Origin of the sequence: Streptomyces brasiliensis, from assembly GCF_014647875.1 — a bacterium.
In the GTDB taxonomy this organism is placed as follows: domain Bacteria; phylum Actinomycetota; class Actinomycetes; order Streptomycetales; family Streptomycetaceae; genus Streptomyces; species Streptomyces brasiliensis.
This window is the reverse complement of sequence record NZ_BMQA01000004.1, coordinates 307,728-321,654: the sequence shown is the minus strand read 5'-3', so window position 1 is coordinate 321,654 and position 13,927 is coordinate 307,728. Positions and strand designations below refer to the sequence as shown.

10 protein-coding genes are annotated in these 13,927 nt (G+C 72.6%); 3 read left to right on the top strand and 7 right to left on the bottom strand.

Features of this window, described 5'->3' with window-relative positions; translation table 11 throughout:
• Positions 1–184 precede the first annotated feature (184 nt).
• On the top strand, positions 185–2,341 hold the full coding sequence (locus IEZ19_RS09165) for an ATP-binding SpoIIE family protein phosphatase (protein WP_189310578.1): 2,157 nt from the start codon (positions 185–187) through the stop codon (positions 2,339–2,341).
• Positions 2,342–2,498: 157 nt separating this feature from the next.
• Here IEZ19_RS09165 and IEZ19_RS09160 read toward each other — a convergent pair whose 3' ends face one another.
• The 5 genes from IEZ19_RS09160 to IEZ19_RS09140 form a co-directional block, all read right to left on the bottom strand.
• Positions 2,499–3,680: a beta-ketoacyl-[acyl-carrier-protein] synthase family protein gene (locus IEZ19_RS09160; RefSeq protein ID WP_189310577.1), complete on the bottom strand. Its 1,182-nt coding sequence runs from the start codon at positions 3,678–3,680 to the stop codon at positions 2,499–2,501.
• A gap of 826 nt (positions 3,681–4,506) precedes the next feature.
• Entirely contained in the window at positions 4,507–5,247 is a 741-nt protein-coding gene (locus IEZ19_RS09155; protein WP_189310576.1) for a class I SAM-dependent DNA methyltransferase, read from the bottom strand.
• 88 nt (positions 5,248–5,335) lie between these two features.
• Positions 5,336–6,592, bottom strand: coding sequence for a vWA domain-containing protein (locus IEZ19_RS09150; protein WP_229840111.1), 1,257 nt, complete (start codon positions 6,590–6,592; stop codon positions 5,336–5,338).
• 68 nt (positions 6,593–6,660) lie between these two features.
• Positions 6,661–7,908 carry an AAA family ATPase gene (locus tag IEZ19_RS09145; RefSeq protein WP_189310574.1) on the bottom strand — a complete coding sequence of 416 codons (1,248 nt, stop codon included), beginning with the start codon at positions 7,906–7,908 and terminating at the stop codon, positions 6,661–6,663.
• Positions 7,909–7,999: 91 nt separating this feature from the next.
• On the bottom strand, positions 8,000–9,385 hold the full coding sequence (locus IEZ19_RS09140) for a hypothetical protein (protein WP_229840109.1): 1,386 nt from the start codon (positions 9,383–9,385) through the stop codon (positions 8,000–8,002).
• 211 nt (positions 9,386–9,596) lie between these two features.
• Between IEZ19_RS09140 and IEZ19_RS09135 the strand changes: the two genes are divergently transcribed.
• Both IEZ19_RS09135 and IEZ19_RS09130 read left to right on the top strand, forming a co-directional pair.
• Entirely contained in the window at positions 9,597–9,977 is a 381-nt protein-coding gene (locus tag IEZ19_RS09135; RefSeq protein ID WP_189310639.1) for a MerR family transcriptional regulator, read from the top strand.
• 61 nt (positions 9,978–10,038) lie between these two features.
• Entirely contained in the window at positions 10,039–11,244 is a 1,206-nt protein-coding gene (locus tag IEZ19_RS09130; protein ID WP_189310573.1) for a cysteine desulfurase-like protein, read from the top strand.
• On the opposite strand, the gene IEZ19_RS09125 is transcribed toward IEZ19_RS09130, so the two are convergent.
• Together IEZ19_RS09125 and IEZ19_RS09120 are read right to left on the bottom strand one after the other, a co-directional pair.
• Positions 11,181–11,951, bottom strand: coding sequence for a helix-turn-helix transcriptional regulator (locus tag IEZ19_RS09125; RefSeq protein WP_229840107.1), 771 nt, complete (start codon positions 11,949–11,951; stop codon positions 11,181–11,183). The two genes, IEZ19_RS09130 and IEZ19_RS09125, sit on opposite strands and share 64 nt — an antisense overlap.
• A gap of 194 nt (positions 11,952–12,145) precedes the next feature.
• The gene (locus IEZ19_RS09120) at positions 12,146–13,927 is read right to left on the bottom strand and encodes a hypothetical protein (RefSeq protein ID WP_189310638.1); all 1,782 of its coding nucleotides are present in this window, start codon (positions 13,925–13,927) and stop codon (positions 12,146–12,148) included.

Sequence of the window (13,927 nt, the reverse complement as noted above, 5' to 3'; positions counted from 1 at the left end):
GCCCAGCACCGGCCCACCGGCCGCGGCATTCCCCCACAGTCCGCGTTCACCGGGCGATTCGCTGGTGTGGGCGAAGCGACCCCCGGTGTTATTCAATGAGGTGTGCGGTCAGGGCTCTCGGGGCCCCGTCGCACGGGTCCGAGTACGGCCCCGGCGCTGCGCCGGGGACTGCTGAGGGAGCCGCATGGACTCCACACCCTCTCCCTCGTCCTCTTCGCCGTTCGACCTGGTCAGCAGCGCCCTCGAGCGCTACATCCCACGCGGAGGAGCGGCAGCGGCCGCCGGTCCTGCCGATGCGCAGGGCGACCACACCACCCGCCAACGCGTACCCGACACCCCGGCAGCCGGCCGCCAGGATCAGATTCTCGGCGCGATCAAACTGGACAGGGATCTGAGAATCACTCGCTGCAATCTGGACGCCCCCGTTTTCGCGGGTCTGGACGCCGTGACCGGGAGTCCCTTCGTCGATCTCCTGCCCCCCGGGGACGTACCGACGGTCACACGGCGGTTGCGGCAGGTCCTGGAGACCGGTGAGGCGCACGTCGCCCGGATCCAGCGCCTGCGGCGTGGCGACGGGTCGGAGCTGGTGGTCTCGCTGAGCATCCTGCCCGCCGCGGTGCCTCAGGAGGGCCTGACCGTCTCCGTGATCGCCATGGCCAAGAGGCTGCACCTGTACGCCGCCGAGACCGCGATCGGCACCTCGCTGGACATCGGCGACACCGCACAGTCGCTGGCGCAGTCCCTGCTGGCCTGGGGAGACGTGGCCGCCGTCGACCTCGACTTCGCCGTGTGGACGGGTGAGGGAGTCACCGGGCAGGGGCGCATCCGGCTTCGGCGGGCGGCCCTGGTGCCGGACCGGGCGTGGCCCGAGGGCTACGTGACTCCGGGTGACGATCTTCCCAGCGACGCGAGTCGCCTGCTGACGCAGGCGATACGGCGGGACGACGCCCCGCAGGCCATCGTCATACCCGACCGGGAGGCCGTCGAGCGGGTACTCGGCAGTCCGCGAGTGATGCGGGCCCTGGTGCCCGGTGACCGGTCCGCGGGTGTGGTGTGCATACCGCTGGTCCTGGACCGCGCGCCGCCCGTCGTGCTGGGCGTGGCGGAGGTCTGGCGGCGGGCGGACTGCCCCTTCCGCGACAGCGAGCTGTTCGACCTGCAGGAACTGGTGGCCAGGACCGCCCATCACGTCGACCTGGCCCGTCAGCACCAGCGCGAGCACACGCAGGTGCTGGCGTTGCAGCGCCGGCTGCTGCCGCGGAGCGATGGCGCCACCATCGAGATCGACAGCGTCTACCAGCCCGCCACGCCCGACAGCGCGGGCGTCGGCGGCGACTGGGTGAACAGCTTTCCGCTGCCGGACGGCCGTACCGCGCTGGTGGTCGGTGACGTCGTCGGGCACGGCCTGGGAGCCGCGGCAACCATGGGCCAGCTGAGCATGGAGGCCCGCGCGCTGCTGTCCGCGGGGCTGGCGCCCGACGAGGTGCTGGAGCACCTGGACGAGACCGTGACGCTGCTGGACGACGCGGAGTCCGGGCTGACGGCCGGCTACAGCGCCCTCGGGTCGACCTGCTGCATCGCCCTCTACGACCCGGTCAGCCACCACGTGACGCTGTCCAGCGCCGGCCACCTCCCCCCGGTCCTGGTCTCCCCGGACGGGCACGCGGGCCCGCTCGCGGTCCGACCTCACCCCGGCCTGGGCGCCGAGTTCGCGCTGCGCGAGCCGTTCGACGTGCACACGTTCGGAGCGCCCCCAGGCTCCCTGCTCGCCCTCTACACCGACGGCCTGGTGGAGGATCCGGCCGTGTCGATCGACGAGGGCATCGGCAGGCTGGCGGACGCCGTGTCCACGGTGCACCCCTGGGACGCCCTGCAGCAGGCCGCATGGCACGTCGTCTCCGCGCTTGCACCCGTGCGCCAGCGCGACGACGTGACTCTGCTGCTCGCGCGGATGATCGGCTACCGCAAGGGGGACACCGCGACCTGGCGGCTGCCCGCCCGCGACGACGCCCCCGCCCGTGCCCGCGCGCAGGTCTCCGCGCTGCTGCGGCGATGGCGCACCAGGGACGACACCCGGGACAACGTGCTGCTGCTGGTCAGCGAGCTGGTCACGAACGTGGTGCGCTTTGCCGCCGGTCCCATCACGGTACGGCTGATCAGGACCGGTCACGGCCTGCTGTGCGAGGTGGGCGACACCGGCAACGGCAGGCCACGTCTGAGGCGTGGCGGCCTCCTCGACGACGGCGGTCGTGGCCTGCACATCGTGCACAGGCTCACCAGCCGGTGGGGGGTGCGGTGGACGGACACCGGCAAGGTGGTGTGGGCGGAAGTCGCGAGGTGACGCGGCTGCGGGGCGGGGGCGCGGCCGGCGTGTGGGAGCGCGGTGAGGGTACGGGCGGCGTACGCGTCACCCGGCGCCACCGACGGTACGGACGGTGCCGGTGGCGTGACCGGTTACGCGGACGGCCCTTTGCTGGTACGGGTGGCGCCGGCTCGCACTACAGCCATTCCCCTTCCAGGGCGGTGGCGGTGAGGCCGGGTGCCGCCGCGTACAGGACGGCGCGACTGCCTGGCTTCTGCCCGGCGTCGTGCGCCCGCCGCATGATGTCGAACACGGCGGCGCCTCCGCGGTTGCCGCTGGTGTAGCTGTCCCGGCTGTAGTCCAGCAGCCCCGACGGCCATGCGTCGGGCATCGTCTGCTCCATGTACTCCAGTACCCGGGTCCCGCCGGGGTGCGCCAGCAGCACGTCGGGGTGCCAGGAGTCGGGGTCGTCCTGGTAACGGACGCGCAGCCACTCCCACATCGCGGTGACCGTCTCCTGTACGGCGCGCGGCCCGCGCCGGTCCATCACGAAATGGGTGCCGTCCGCCCGCGTGTCCAAGCGGTGCAGGTCTTGGGTGCCGGGCAGGGTGTGGTGCCAGGCGGCGTCCAGCCGCAGCACCGACTCGCGCCGCGGGCGGCCCGTGACCACCGCGGCGACCGAGGTGTCCGCGAACAGCAACCGGACGATCAGGGACTCGAGAGTGTCGTCCGCAGGCTGGTAGGTCGTGCTCAGCGCCTCCGCGATCACCACCAGGACCACGCGGTCGGGGTCCGCGGCCACGAGATCCGCCGCCAGCGCCAGTGAGCGGGTCCCCGCGACACAGGCCCACTGCGTGGCCGGCAGCAGCATCACGTCGTTGCGGAGCGGAAGCTTGTTGGCCAGGGCGATGTCCAGACCCGGCAGCGCCGGGGTGGTGGAGTGGCTGGTGATCAGGCAGTCGATGTCTGCGGCGTCCAGCCCGGCGATCTGCAGGGCCCCGCGCGCCGCACGCTCCCCGTAGGACTGCACGGCCTCCCACGCCGGCGCGGTGCGCTCCTGGACGGTCTGCGGCGCGGGTATCGCCTCAAGTGCGGCGATCACGCGGTCCACGTCCTGCTGGGTGAACCCGCCGCGTGCCAACGCCTCTTGGGCCGACCCGATACCGAGAGCCCGTAGGCCGCCGTTGCCGGGCGCGACAGCAGCCTCCAGCGGCAGCATCCACCCGCGGGTCTCGATGCCCGTGCTGGCCGCGATGCCGTCGATCCGCGGCGCCCACGCCGCGTGCGGATGCCGGTCGTGCACCTCCGACACGATCTGGCTGGTCTCGACGGCGTGTTCGCCGTGTATCACGGCGGGAGGACAGAGGTAAGCGGCCATGATGGGGCACCTTTCCAGGGGAAAAAGCGGGAATGCCACGAGTGATGTGTCATGGGTCACTTTGGAACTTCGCACCCAAGAGGTTGCCGATCGGCTCGACTTCGGGAGTCGGAACCCGTTCGAGCATGGACGCCAAATGGACATTTCCGCTGTGATGCCGGCAACTTAGGCATCCTTTGGGGTGCGTGACGCGGCACACACCGCTGAAGCAGGGGCTCGCAGAGCCGTTCCGTAGGTCTTACCTGACTTGCCGTCAGCCAGGGGGCTGCCTGGTCACTGCCGCTGGAGCCGGGCGAGCCCCCCGGCGGCACGGGCCACTCGACCACGGAGACTCTCCGTGACCGGGAAGAGGTGCACCGCGATCGGCAAGCCGTCCGACGTGATGGGCGATAACGGATGGCGTCCCGCCGAGGACGCCGTCGGCGAATTCGGCGGACGTCTGCCGGGGATCTACCCGGCGCGCGATGATGGCGCCGTTCGGCGTGGGGAGGCGACCCTCGACTGGGATGCACGGCAGCTCATCTGTCCGCAAGGACTCCGCAGCGTCCGCTGGAAGCCGAACCGCGGGCGAGCCCGCCGCCCGGAGTCCGATGGGTTCTTCGTCCCGGACCGACTTGGGCGGGGGGCGTTGCCCTGGGGATTGGTGTGGCTCTCACCTGCACTGGTGGTCCGGAAACGTTCGGCCTCGTCCGCCACTGTCCGTCGGCGTTGTCACGCAGTTGGACACTCACCCGGCGAAGGCCCGTTCAGTCCTCCCTGGGCGTGGACACCGATTCTGGGCCGACGGGGCGGACTCCGCTGAGTCCCATGACCGGCTGACTCCTGCTCAGGCGGGCTTGCGCCACACGGAGATGTGTTTCGGGGAGTCCTGGGTGAACGGTGATCCGTCCCAGTCCGCGAGACGTCGTTCCAGTTCGAGGCCCGCGATCCGTGCCATCAGGTCGAGCTCCGCCGGCCAGGCGTACCGGTGCCGCGAGTTGTCGCGGCGGTAGGCGCCGCCGTCGCCGTCGCGGGTGAAGTGGTGCGAGACGAGGATCTGTTCGACCAGGTCGAAGGTGTCGAAACCGAGATGCCTCGCGGAGACGTCGAACGGCACGGCGACCTGCCCGGGCGGCAGGAACCGCAGCGGGGGCACACCCAGCTCGATGACGAATCGGCCACCGGGCGCCAGATGACATGCGGCGTTGCGGAAGCACTCGACCTGCTCGTCCTGCGTGAGGAGGTTCGAGATGGTGTTGTAGACGAGGTAGACCAGGGTGAACTCGCCGGGGACCGTCGTCGTGGCCATGTCCCCGACGGTCACCGGGAGCATGTCCTCGTCGATCTTGCGCCGCAGAACCGCCACCATCGGCTCGGACAGTTCGATGCCCACCACCGGCACACCGCGTTCCCGGAGCGGGACCCCGACCCGTCCGGTTCCGATCGCGAACTCCAACGCCCGTCCGTCTCCCGTCAGTTCGGCGAGGAAGCCCAGCGTCGGTCCGAGTACGGAGGACGAGGACATGTCGGTCTCTTCGGCGTCGTAGCGCTCGGCGTTCGCACGGGTCCACAGCTCGCTGCTCGTCACGAGGGGCCACTCTGTCGGGCGTGGTGAGGCCCTGTCGACGCATTTTCGGTCGCGCGGCGTCATGAAGCTCGGATCCACGACGCGTGCGTCACGAAGTGCCGATGGTGACCACGCGGGCCCACTCGGGCGGCGCGTCGGGCACGTACTCCGGGTCGTCCTCGCTCCACGACCCCGTCGCCCGCCGCGGGAAGAGACCCACCACCGTCCGGCACGGCGGCCGGGTGCTCGGCCAGGGGGTCTGTCCGTCGGTCAGGGCCACGATGACGTCCGGCCCGGGCCCGGACCGGAGCGCCTTCGCGAAACCCGAGCGCAGATCCGTGCCGCCGCCACCGATCAGCGGTATGCCCTCGGCCCGGCACAACGTGTGGGCGAGACCGGCCGACGCGTCGCACGACAGCACCGTGACCAGGTCCCGGCGGCCGCCCAGGGCCCGCACGATCGCGGCAACTTCCAACAGTGCGCTGCCCAGTTCGGCGTCACTGACCGACCCGGACGTGTCGATGACGACCGAGACGCGCGGCGGCCTGCGCCTGAGGCTCGGCAGCACGACGCCCGGTACCCCGGCCGCGCGCCGCGCCGGCCGCCCGTATGTGTAGTCCTCGCCCGTGCCGCCGCCGGAGACCGCCGAGCGCATCGCCGCCCCCAGCAACTCGCGCCATGGCTGCGGCGGATGGAAGACCTCCTCCGCCCACCGCCGCCAGCCCTTCGGGGCGTGTCCGGGACGTGCGTTGATGCCCTGGGCCACCCGGAACCGGACCGCGTCCTGCTCCTGCTCGCTCAGTCCGTGCGCGCCGTCCGGGCCCAGATCCCACTCCCGGTCCAGTCCGTCGGCCCCGCTGCCGCAGTCCAGCCAGGCCAGGAACTGCGTGCGCGGGCCGAGCCGGAACTGGCGCAGATAGTCCTCCATCAGCTCGCCCTCGGGCAGGTGCAGGGTCCCCGGCTGGACGACGCCCTGGGGGCGGGCCAGTCCGTCGCCGTACACGTCGTCGTTGATCTCGCAGTCCGCGGCGATGTTCATCCGCAGCCGTTCCGCCGGACCGGTCAGTCCGCGCTCCCGCGCGACCCGGTCGCTGCGCCCGTGGTGGTCGCGCAGCAGGTGCGACACCTCGTGCACCCACACCCCGGCCAGCTCCTCCACCGGCGTCCGGTCCACGAACGCCGGGGAGACATAGCACCGCCAGTACCGGTCGACGGCCATCGTCGGCACCTGTAGCGACTGCACGGTGTGCAGCGCGAAGAGGGCCGTCGCGAGATAGGGCCGGACCCGGGCGGCGTGCAGACGGGCGGCGTACAGCTTGCCGAGATCCAGCGCTCCGGTCGTGTCGCTGGTTCCGCTGGTCGTCATCGGTCCGTCCGGGATCGTCGCTCTGCCCGCGCTCGTCGAGCCGTCTGCGTTCGTCGGCCGGCCCGTGCTCATCGGCCCGCCCTCGCGGTGACCGCGGTCCGGGTCGCCGCGTGGTCCGCCCGCCGGGACACGGAGACCATTCCGGCCAGTCGCTCGATCGACGCCGGGACGTCCCAGCCCTCCTGGCGAAGCGTCGCCAGTGTGGTCGCGGGTACGACCACGAGGTCCGGCGCGCCGGTCTCCACCGCCAGGACCAGGAGCGCCCAGGCCGCGTCCCAGCGGGACCTGTCGGGGCGCTTGCGGACCGCGTCCACCACACCGTCCAGGACGGCCTGGCGCAGATCGCCGCGTTCGGGCAGCTCGGCGGAGGCCGGGTCGGCGAGCAGTGTCTCGGGGTCCGGCAGGTCCATCCGGTTGATGCTCGCCAGCAGCTCCAGCCCGGGACCGTCCCCGACCGTGCCTCTGACCAGCAAGGAGAGTACGTCCCGTGAGGAGCCGGCCGCGGTCGCGAAGGCGATCAGGCACAGGGTCATCTCCCAGCTCCGCGGCGAGGGCCAGGCGCCGCCGCGATGGGTCTCACCCTTGGGCAGCCGGTGCACGAGGGTGGGGCGGGCGGCCAGGAGCCCGCACACCGCGCGACGGGCGAGGGCGACGGCCGTGGGGAGCTTGTCCGGGTCGAGCACCGGCAGGGTGGCCCGGGGCCAGATCCCGCCGAGCCCGCGTACGACGACGTCGTGGTCGTGGGTCCACTGGAGATGCACGAACCGGTTGGCCAAAGGCGGGCTCAGTTCCCAGCCGTCGGCCGCCGAGGAACGCGGGTTCGCGGCGGCCACGATCCTTACTCCGGGCGGCAGTCGGAGCGCGCCGATCCGTCGTTCGAGCACGAGGCGGAGCAACGCGGCCTGGACCGCGGGCGGCGCGGTGGACAACTCGTCCAGGAACAGCAGGCCCTTGCCTGCCCGGACGAGGCGCACCGCCCAGTCCGGCGGGGCCATGGGGACACCGTGTTCGGCGGGATCGTCCCCGATCACGGGCAGGCCCGAGAAGTCGGACGGCTCGTGGACGCTGGCGATCACCGTGGTGAGCGGCAGGTCCAGGGTCGCTGCGAGCTGGTTCAGAGCGGCGGTCTTGCCGATCCCCGGCTCACCCCACAGGAGGACGGGCAGATCGGCGGCCACGGCCAGGGTCAGGGCCTCCAGCTGTGCATCGGGGCGAGGTTCGGTGGTGGTGTCGCGGAGGAGCGTCAACAGCTCGGCTGCAACATCGAGTTGAGAGGAGGAGGGCGCGGGGACGGCGTACGGCGTGCTTGTGGGCATGTGAGATCACCTTTGGGGCGCAGGAGTCATGGCGAGTTACGTGAGTGTTCATCCAGGGCGGCCGGGGAGAGCGGCGAAGGGACGGATGTGCCTAAAGTCGGCGTGCGGGAGCCGGCGCGGCGGTCGCGAGACGTGGGTGCGGGCGATGGTCCCGGGGGCGTCCAGCACCCGGGCGGTCGCGGCGGGTTACCGGTTCGGCCAGTCCCGCCCTGAACAGCCCGTACGCGATCCGCCGTCGCGCGGCCGCCTCCAGTTCGTCCCGCAGGGCGCCGTTGCACAGCGTCGCCTCGGGGCCGAGCAGCCCTTCCACGACGGCCAGCGCACCCGTGATGTCGCCGTGGTCCAGGCGTTCACGGACACCGGAGAGGCAGTCGGGACGCCGATGTGCCTCGTCGATGGCCTGGAGACAGGGAAGCGGCGTACCGGTCAGCCCGACCAGCAGCTCCTCGCGCCGGATCTCGGCCGGGTCGTGGTCCAACGGCGCCAGCCGCCCGTCGACCAGACCGATCCGGTGCCGCGCGCCCCGGCACTCCACGAGGCGCGGTTCTCCGGCCCGTTGGGGAACGGGTGCCGTCCGTGTCGGCACGTGATCCGGTACGAGCGCGGAGGCGACCAGCGGATGGAGCCGGCCGGCGTCGATCGATCCGGTGCGGAGCAGCTCCAGGTCGGGCAGCACCCAGGTCGCCGCGTTGGGCAGGACCGGCAGCGCGGAGTCCGTACCCCCTCGGGGCGCCGACGTGAGGCGTGGGGCGGGCGGAGTGCCTTCGCCGAGGTCCAGGAACAGGCGTTGGCGCCCTCCGAGTCGTACGAGCACCGTCCCCGCCCGCCGCTCCTCGGCCCGCAGCAGAAGGGCCGCCTCGGCCGCCCACCGGTCCACGGCACAGCGATACCCCGGCGGGACAGCCGCGAGCAGCTCCGGATCGGTCATGGAGAAGCCGTCGCCGCTGGCGCCGGAGCGGATCCGCAGCTCACCGGCCCTGCGCGCGTCCCACAGGTGACGGTGCAGGTCGAGACGGAACCGCCGATTGGGGCGGGGGTGCGGATACCGGCCCGCGTGGGCATCGGATCCGTCCCACAGCGCGAGACTGATGCGCTGGCCCGCGTCCGCCCAGGCCGGGGGAGTCCGGGCCACGAGGTGGAGCGGACGCTCGGCGGTGTCGTACCGGGCCAGGGTGATCGTCAGACCCGGGCGCAGCAGCCCGTCGGGAGCGATCCTCGGCATGTGCCAGCGCAGCAGGTCGGGAGCCAGGGCGCGGAGATCGTCCCGCACCCGGTCCGCGAGTTCACGGCCGTACGCAGCCGCCACGGTACGCGGATGGAGGTCGAGGTCGATGCCCGCGGCGGCGCACGCCCCCGCCCAGTCGCCGGCTCCGCGGCGGGCGGTCGCGGTCTCGATCATGGAGGGCGGCACGGCGAACTCGCGCACGCGCAGCCAGAAGGAGAGGCGGGAATCCTCGTTCGCGGTGTGAGCGGGCATCAGCACACACCTTGCGCGGACGGGACCCCCGATCTGCGATCAGAATGAGTCGTCATCGCGGGCGACTGTAGCGAGCCCGGCCCCGGTGTGTCAGGTGAATTTTCTCCGCCCGAAGTGCCCGGGAAGCAGGCGCGCGGTTCAGCCGGCTACGCTGAGACCTGACATGGACGTCAGAGGCAAGGTCTGTCGCGGCTCACGGGCGGGAGGCGATGTGCGGATCGGGGAACTCGCGGCACGGGCCGGAGTCAGCGTCCGGTCCCTGCGCTATTACGAGGAACAGGGGCTGCTCAGCAGCACGCGCAGCGCCAGCGGCCAGCGGCACTACACCGACGAAGAGGTCGAACGGGTCCGGTTCATCCAGCGGTTGTACGCCGCGGGACTCTCCAGCCGCACCATCGCCGAACTGCTGCCCTGCGTCGACGCGCCCAGCGAGCAGACGTCCGACGCCGCGCTGGAGCGCATGGCGGAGGAACGCGACCGTCTGTCCGAGCGCATCGACGACCTCATCCGCACCCGGGAGGCCCTCGACACGCTGATCACGACGGCGCGGGCCCATCGCGAGCGGCAGCGGGCGGCGGCCCTGACCCGCTGAGGCGCACTCGCCGTACGCTGCCTCAGGCAGGCACGGTCACGGCACCCACAGGAGCTTCACCTTGACATACGACATCACGGCCCTCCGCTCCCACTTCCCCGCCCTGAGTGCCGGCATCGCCCACTTCGACGGTCCCGGCGGCACCCAGACCCCGCGGCCGGTGATCCAGGCGATCGCCGACGCCCTGGCCCAGCCCCTGTCGAACCGGGGGCACGGGGTGCCGGGCGAGCGCAACGCCGAGACCATCGTGGTCGAAGCTCGGCGCGCTCTGGCCGACCTGCTGGGCGCCGATCCGGCGGGCGTCGTGTTCGGCCGCAGCGCCACCCAGCTCACCTACGATTTCTCCCGCACCCTGGCCCGGACCTGGTCGCCCGGGGACGAGGTGATCGTCACGCGCCTCGACCACGACGCCAACATCCGGCCCTGGGCGCAGGCAGCCGAACGGGCCGGAGCCGTCGTACGGTGGGCCGACTTCGACCCCTCCACCGGTGAACTCACGCCCGACGACATCCGCGCGGTCCTCTCCGAGCGCACCCGGCTCGTCGCCGTCACCGCCGCCTCCAACCTGATCGGCACGCGCCCCGCCATCACCGAGATCTCGGCTCTCGCACATGGTGTGGGGGCGCTCACGTACGTCGACGGCGTCCACTACGCCGCCCACGCGCTCGTCGATGTTGAGCGGCTCGGTGCCGACTTCTTCGTCTGCTCGCCGTACAAGTTCTTCGGCCCGCACCACGGAGTCCTCGCGGCCCGCCCGGAGTTGCTGGAAACCCTGCGTCCGGACAAGCTCCTGCCGTCCACCGACGCGGTCCCCGAGCGCTTCGAACTGGGCACTCTGCCCTACGAGTTCCTTGCGGGTACCCGGGCGGCCGTCGACTTTCTCACCGGACTCGACGCGAGTGCCGACGGCACGCGGCGGCAGCGCCTGTCCGCCGCGTTCTCGGCGCTCGAAGGGCACGAGCACACCCTGCGCACGCAGATCGACAAGGGCCTGTCCTCGCTGCCCGGCGTCCGGATCCACTCCCGGGCGGCCGACCGAACTCCCACCGTCCTGCTGACACTTGAGGGCGCCGATACGACGGACGCGTACCGCTTCCTCGCCGAGCACGGTGTCCACGCGCCCTCGGGGTCCTTCTACGCCATCGAGGCGTCCCGCCGGCTCGGCCTCGGCGACTCCGGCGGCCTGCGCATCGGCCTCGCCCCCTACAACAGCGCGGAGGACGTGGACCGGCTGCTGACCGGGCTGGACGAGTTCCTGGCGCACTGAGGCCTGTGCCTGTGCCGGCCCGGGGGTGCCGGCCGGGGCTGCGGGAGGAGACCGAGGCGTTGGGTACGCAGGACCGTGCTGATGCGGTCGCGGATGCCGAGCTTGCGGCAGATGTTCTCCACGTGCTTGTGCGCCGTGCGGGCGGAGATACCGAGGCGACGGGCGATGGCTGCCGCGGTCAGGGCGTCGGTGAGCAGGAGCAGCACGGACGTCTCGCGGGACGTGAGCGCGCAGTGCGCCGCCCGCTCCTGAAGATCCTCCGTCGGCGGCAACCCGTGCCAGTGCTCCAGGAGTTGCCGCTGCTGGTCGACCGCGGCCAGCAGCGGCTGGACGTGCTCCGCGAGCCGGAGACGGCCGTCGGTGAAGTCCTTGCCGGAGCGGTGGACGAGGCAGCCGGTGATCGGGGCGGCCGTCCCGGGCAGGGGGATCGCCGGCCCGTTGTCCACGTCCAGGAACTCGCCCAGCAGCCGCGCGGCCGGGCTCGCCGCCCGGCCAGCCGTCCGTGCGGGGTGTCCGGTCGGGGCCGGCCGTGTAGTGCGTCGCGAAGGGGTAGCCCGAGCGCAGCACACCCAGCGCGTCGTCCCCGAGCCGGTCGAACTCGGGTGGACGTCGGGTGACATGCCGAGGGTGCCGGCGCTCTCGCTCCAGCCGTCCAGCTTGTGGATCAGTGCCTCGCCGCCGCACACACCGGGCAATGCGGAGGCCAACCGGGGCCACAGCCGTCCGGGTTCACGCTCGTGGAGGGCGGCCGACGGCCACGGCCGGCATGCGTTCGTAGGCCTGTTCCACCGTCGGTGCCACGCGTTCCTCTCCTCAGGTCCGCATACGCACTTGTGCCCATACCCGCGCACCGTTCGCTGTCCCGGACTTCAACCGAGCGACAACACACACCTGGATGTACTCAATCGGTGCGGGCCGCCGGGACGGGGAGGCGGCGGCCCGCACGCCACGCCGCCGCGCACAGGGCCCGGTCGATCTCCTCGGTGTAGCGGGCGGCGGCCAGCCAGGCGCGGGCGAAGCGGTCCGTGTCGGCGGGCAGGAGACGGCCGAAGGGGTCGCGGGCGCGGTCCGCCGCGGCCGCGTGCAGGTCGTCCAGCAGATCGGCCGCGGTGGCGAGGCCGCGGTCGCTCAGACGCCGGTCGTCGGACGCGGCGGAGCCGGGGAAGGCCAGGACGCGTCGGCCCCCGGACGCGGCCTGATGGACGCGTCTGCGCAGCAGGTGGAGGGGGGCCTCGTCGGAGGAGCACAGGGCCGCCGCGGCGGTGGAGGGCGTCGCGGCGGCGGGCAGGTCCGCCCGCCGGAGCCGGTCGAGGCCCAGGTCCAGATGGCCGCCGGGATCCGTGGGGTGGGCGCAGGCGAGCAGCAGCGCCCGTGACTGCGGCGCCGGCACGAGACGGGCGACGACACGCAGACGGGTGCCCGGAGCCGCGGCGAGCAGGCGGAGATTGTCGCGGTGGGGGAGCGCCGGATGGTCGTGGGCCGCGGCCAGCCGGAGCGTCAGGCCGGCACAGTCGGCCAGCAGGACGTCGCCCGCCGACTCGCGGACCGTGCCGGCGAGCGTCACGTCGAGGAACAGCAGACCGTGACCGCCGTCCAGGGCGCGGGAGACCTGATCGGCGACGGGCTCGGCCCACAGCCGGTCGAGCGGCTCCTCGCCCCAGCCGGCACCGGACGCCCTGACCGCCCGTACCGTGGCTCCCGCACCGAGCCGCCCCGTCGGCGACACCGTGGCACCGGACACCGCGAGCCCGGCGCGCGACAACTCGCGGTGCGTCAACGCCGTGTCCCCGATGCGCACCGCGCGGTCGGCCGCGCCCACCGCCCGTCCGGAGCCGCCGGGAGCCACGTCGGACACGGTGTACAGGCGGCCCTCGGCGTCGGCGGTCCAGCTGACCGCACCCGCGTACCCGGTCGCCGACAGCACCGGCTCGGAGAAGACGCCGTACAGCCGCAGGGAACCGTCCGGGGTGTAGGGCTGCCGTACGGTGCCGCGCAGTTCGGTCAGCTCCGGACCGGTGGCGTACGGAACGCGGTGGGCGACCGTCAGCACGTCGGTGAGCGCGGAGACGAGGTCGGTGAGGCGGTAGGCCGGGTCGGCGGAGCGGGCCGCGCGCACCGCGGTGACCACGGAGACCGCCGAGGCGGCGGCCCGGGGGAGCCCCGCCAGCCGTGCGGTGTGCGCGGCGCGCAGCAGCTCCGCCTGGACGACGGCACCGGCGCCGTCGGTGCCCGCGTCGAGAGCGGCGGCGGTGGCCTGGAACAGGCCCTGAGCTGCGGTGCGTTGGGCGTCTGATGCGAATGCGAGTGAACTGTCCCTGCGTGTCTCGGAGTTGGCTTCCCTCCGTGCTGAATCGTCAGCCTCTGATGCGCCGGAGGTGGCACCCTCCGCTACCGGTTCGGCGATCGGTGCCGCCGATGCCGCGGCGGCCCGGTGCAGACAGTCCGGGGCGAGCAGACAGCCGCAGCGGATGGCCGCCCCGCTCGTCACCGTGCCGTCAGGCGCGTGGAGTTCGAGATCGGTCGAGTCGTCGACCGCGATCCGTACCGTGTCGCCGTCCCGGACGGCGGGGCGGGCGGCGAGCTTCGCGATGCCCGCGTCCAGGCGCTTGCGGAGCCGGGGCGTCAGGGCCGCGACGAGTTCCGCGGTGACGGACGGGGCGACCGGTGGCAGATCCTGGCTCAT

Bases quoted from the DNA above. Each gene is read 5' to 3' on its own strand.
- IEZ19_RS09145 (WP_189310574.1), bottom strand. From the start codon at position 7,908: ATGCCCACAAGCACGCCGTACGCCGTCCCCGCGCCCTCCTCCTCTCAA.
- IEZ19_RS09140 (WP_229840109.1), bottom strand. From the start codon at position 9,385: ATGCCCGCTCACACCGCGAACGAGGATTCCCGCCTCTCCTTCTGGCTG.
- IEZ19_RS09165 (WP_189310578.1), top strand. From the start codon at position 185: ATGGACTCCACACCCTCTCCCTCGTCCTCTTCGCCGTTCGACCTGGTC.
- IEZ19_RS09120 (WP_189310638.1), bottom strand. From the start codon at position 13,927: ATGAGCCAGGATCTGCCACCGGTCGCCCCGTCCGTCACCGCGGAACTC.
- IEZ19_RS09150 (WP_229840111.1), bottom strand. From the start codon at position 6,592: ATGACGACCAGCGGAACCAGCGACACGACCGGAGCGCTGGATCTCGGC.
- IEZ19_RS09160 (WP_189310577.1), bottom strand. From the start codon at position 3,680: ATGGCCGCTTACCTCTGTCCTCCCGCCGTGATACACGGCGAACACGCC.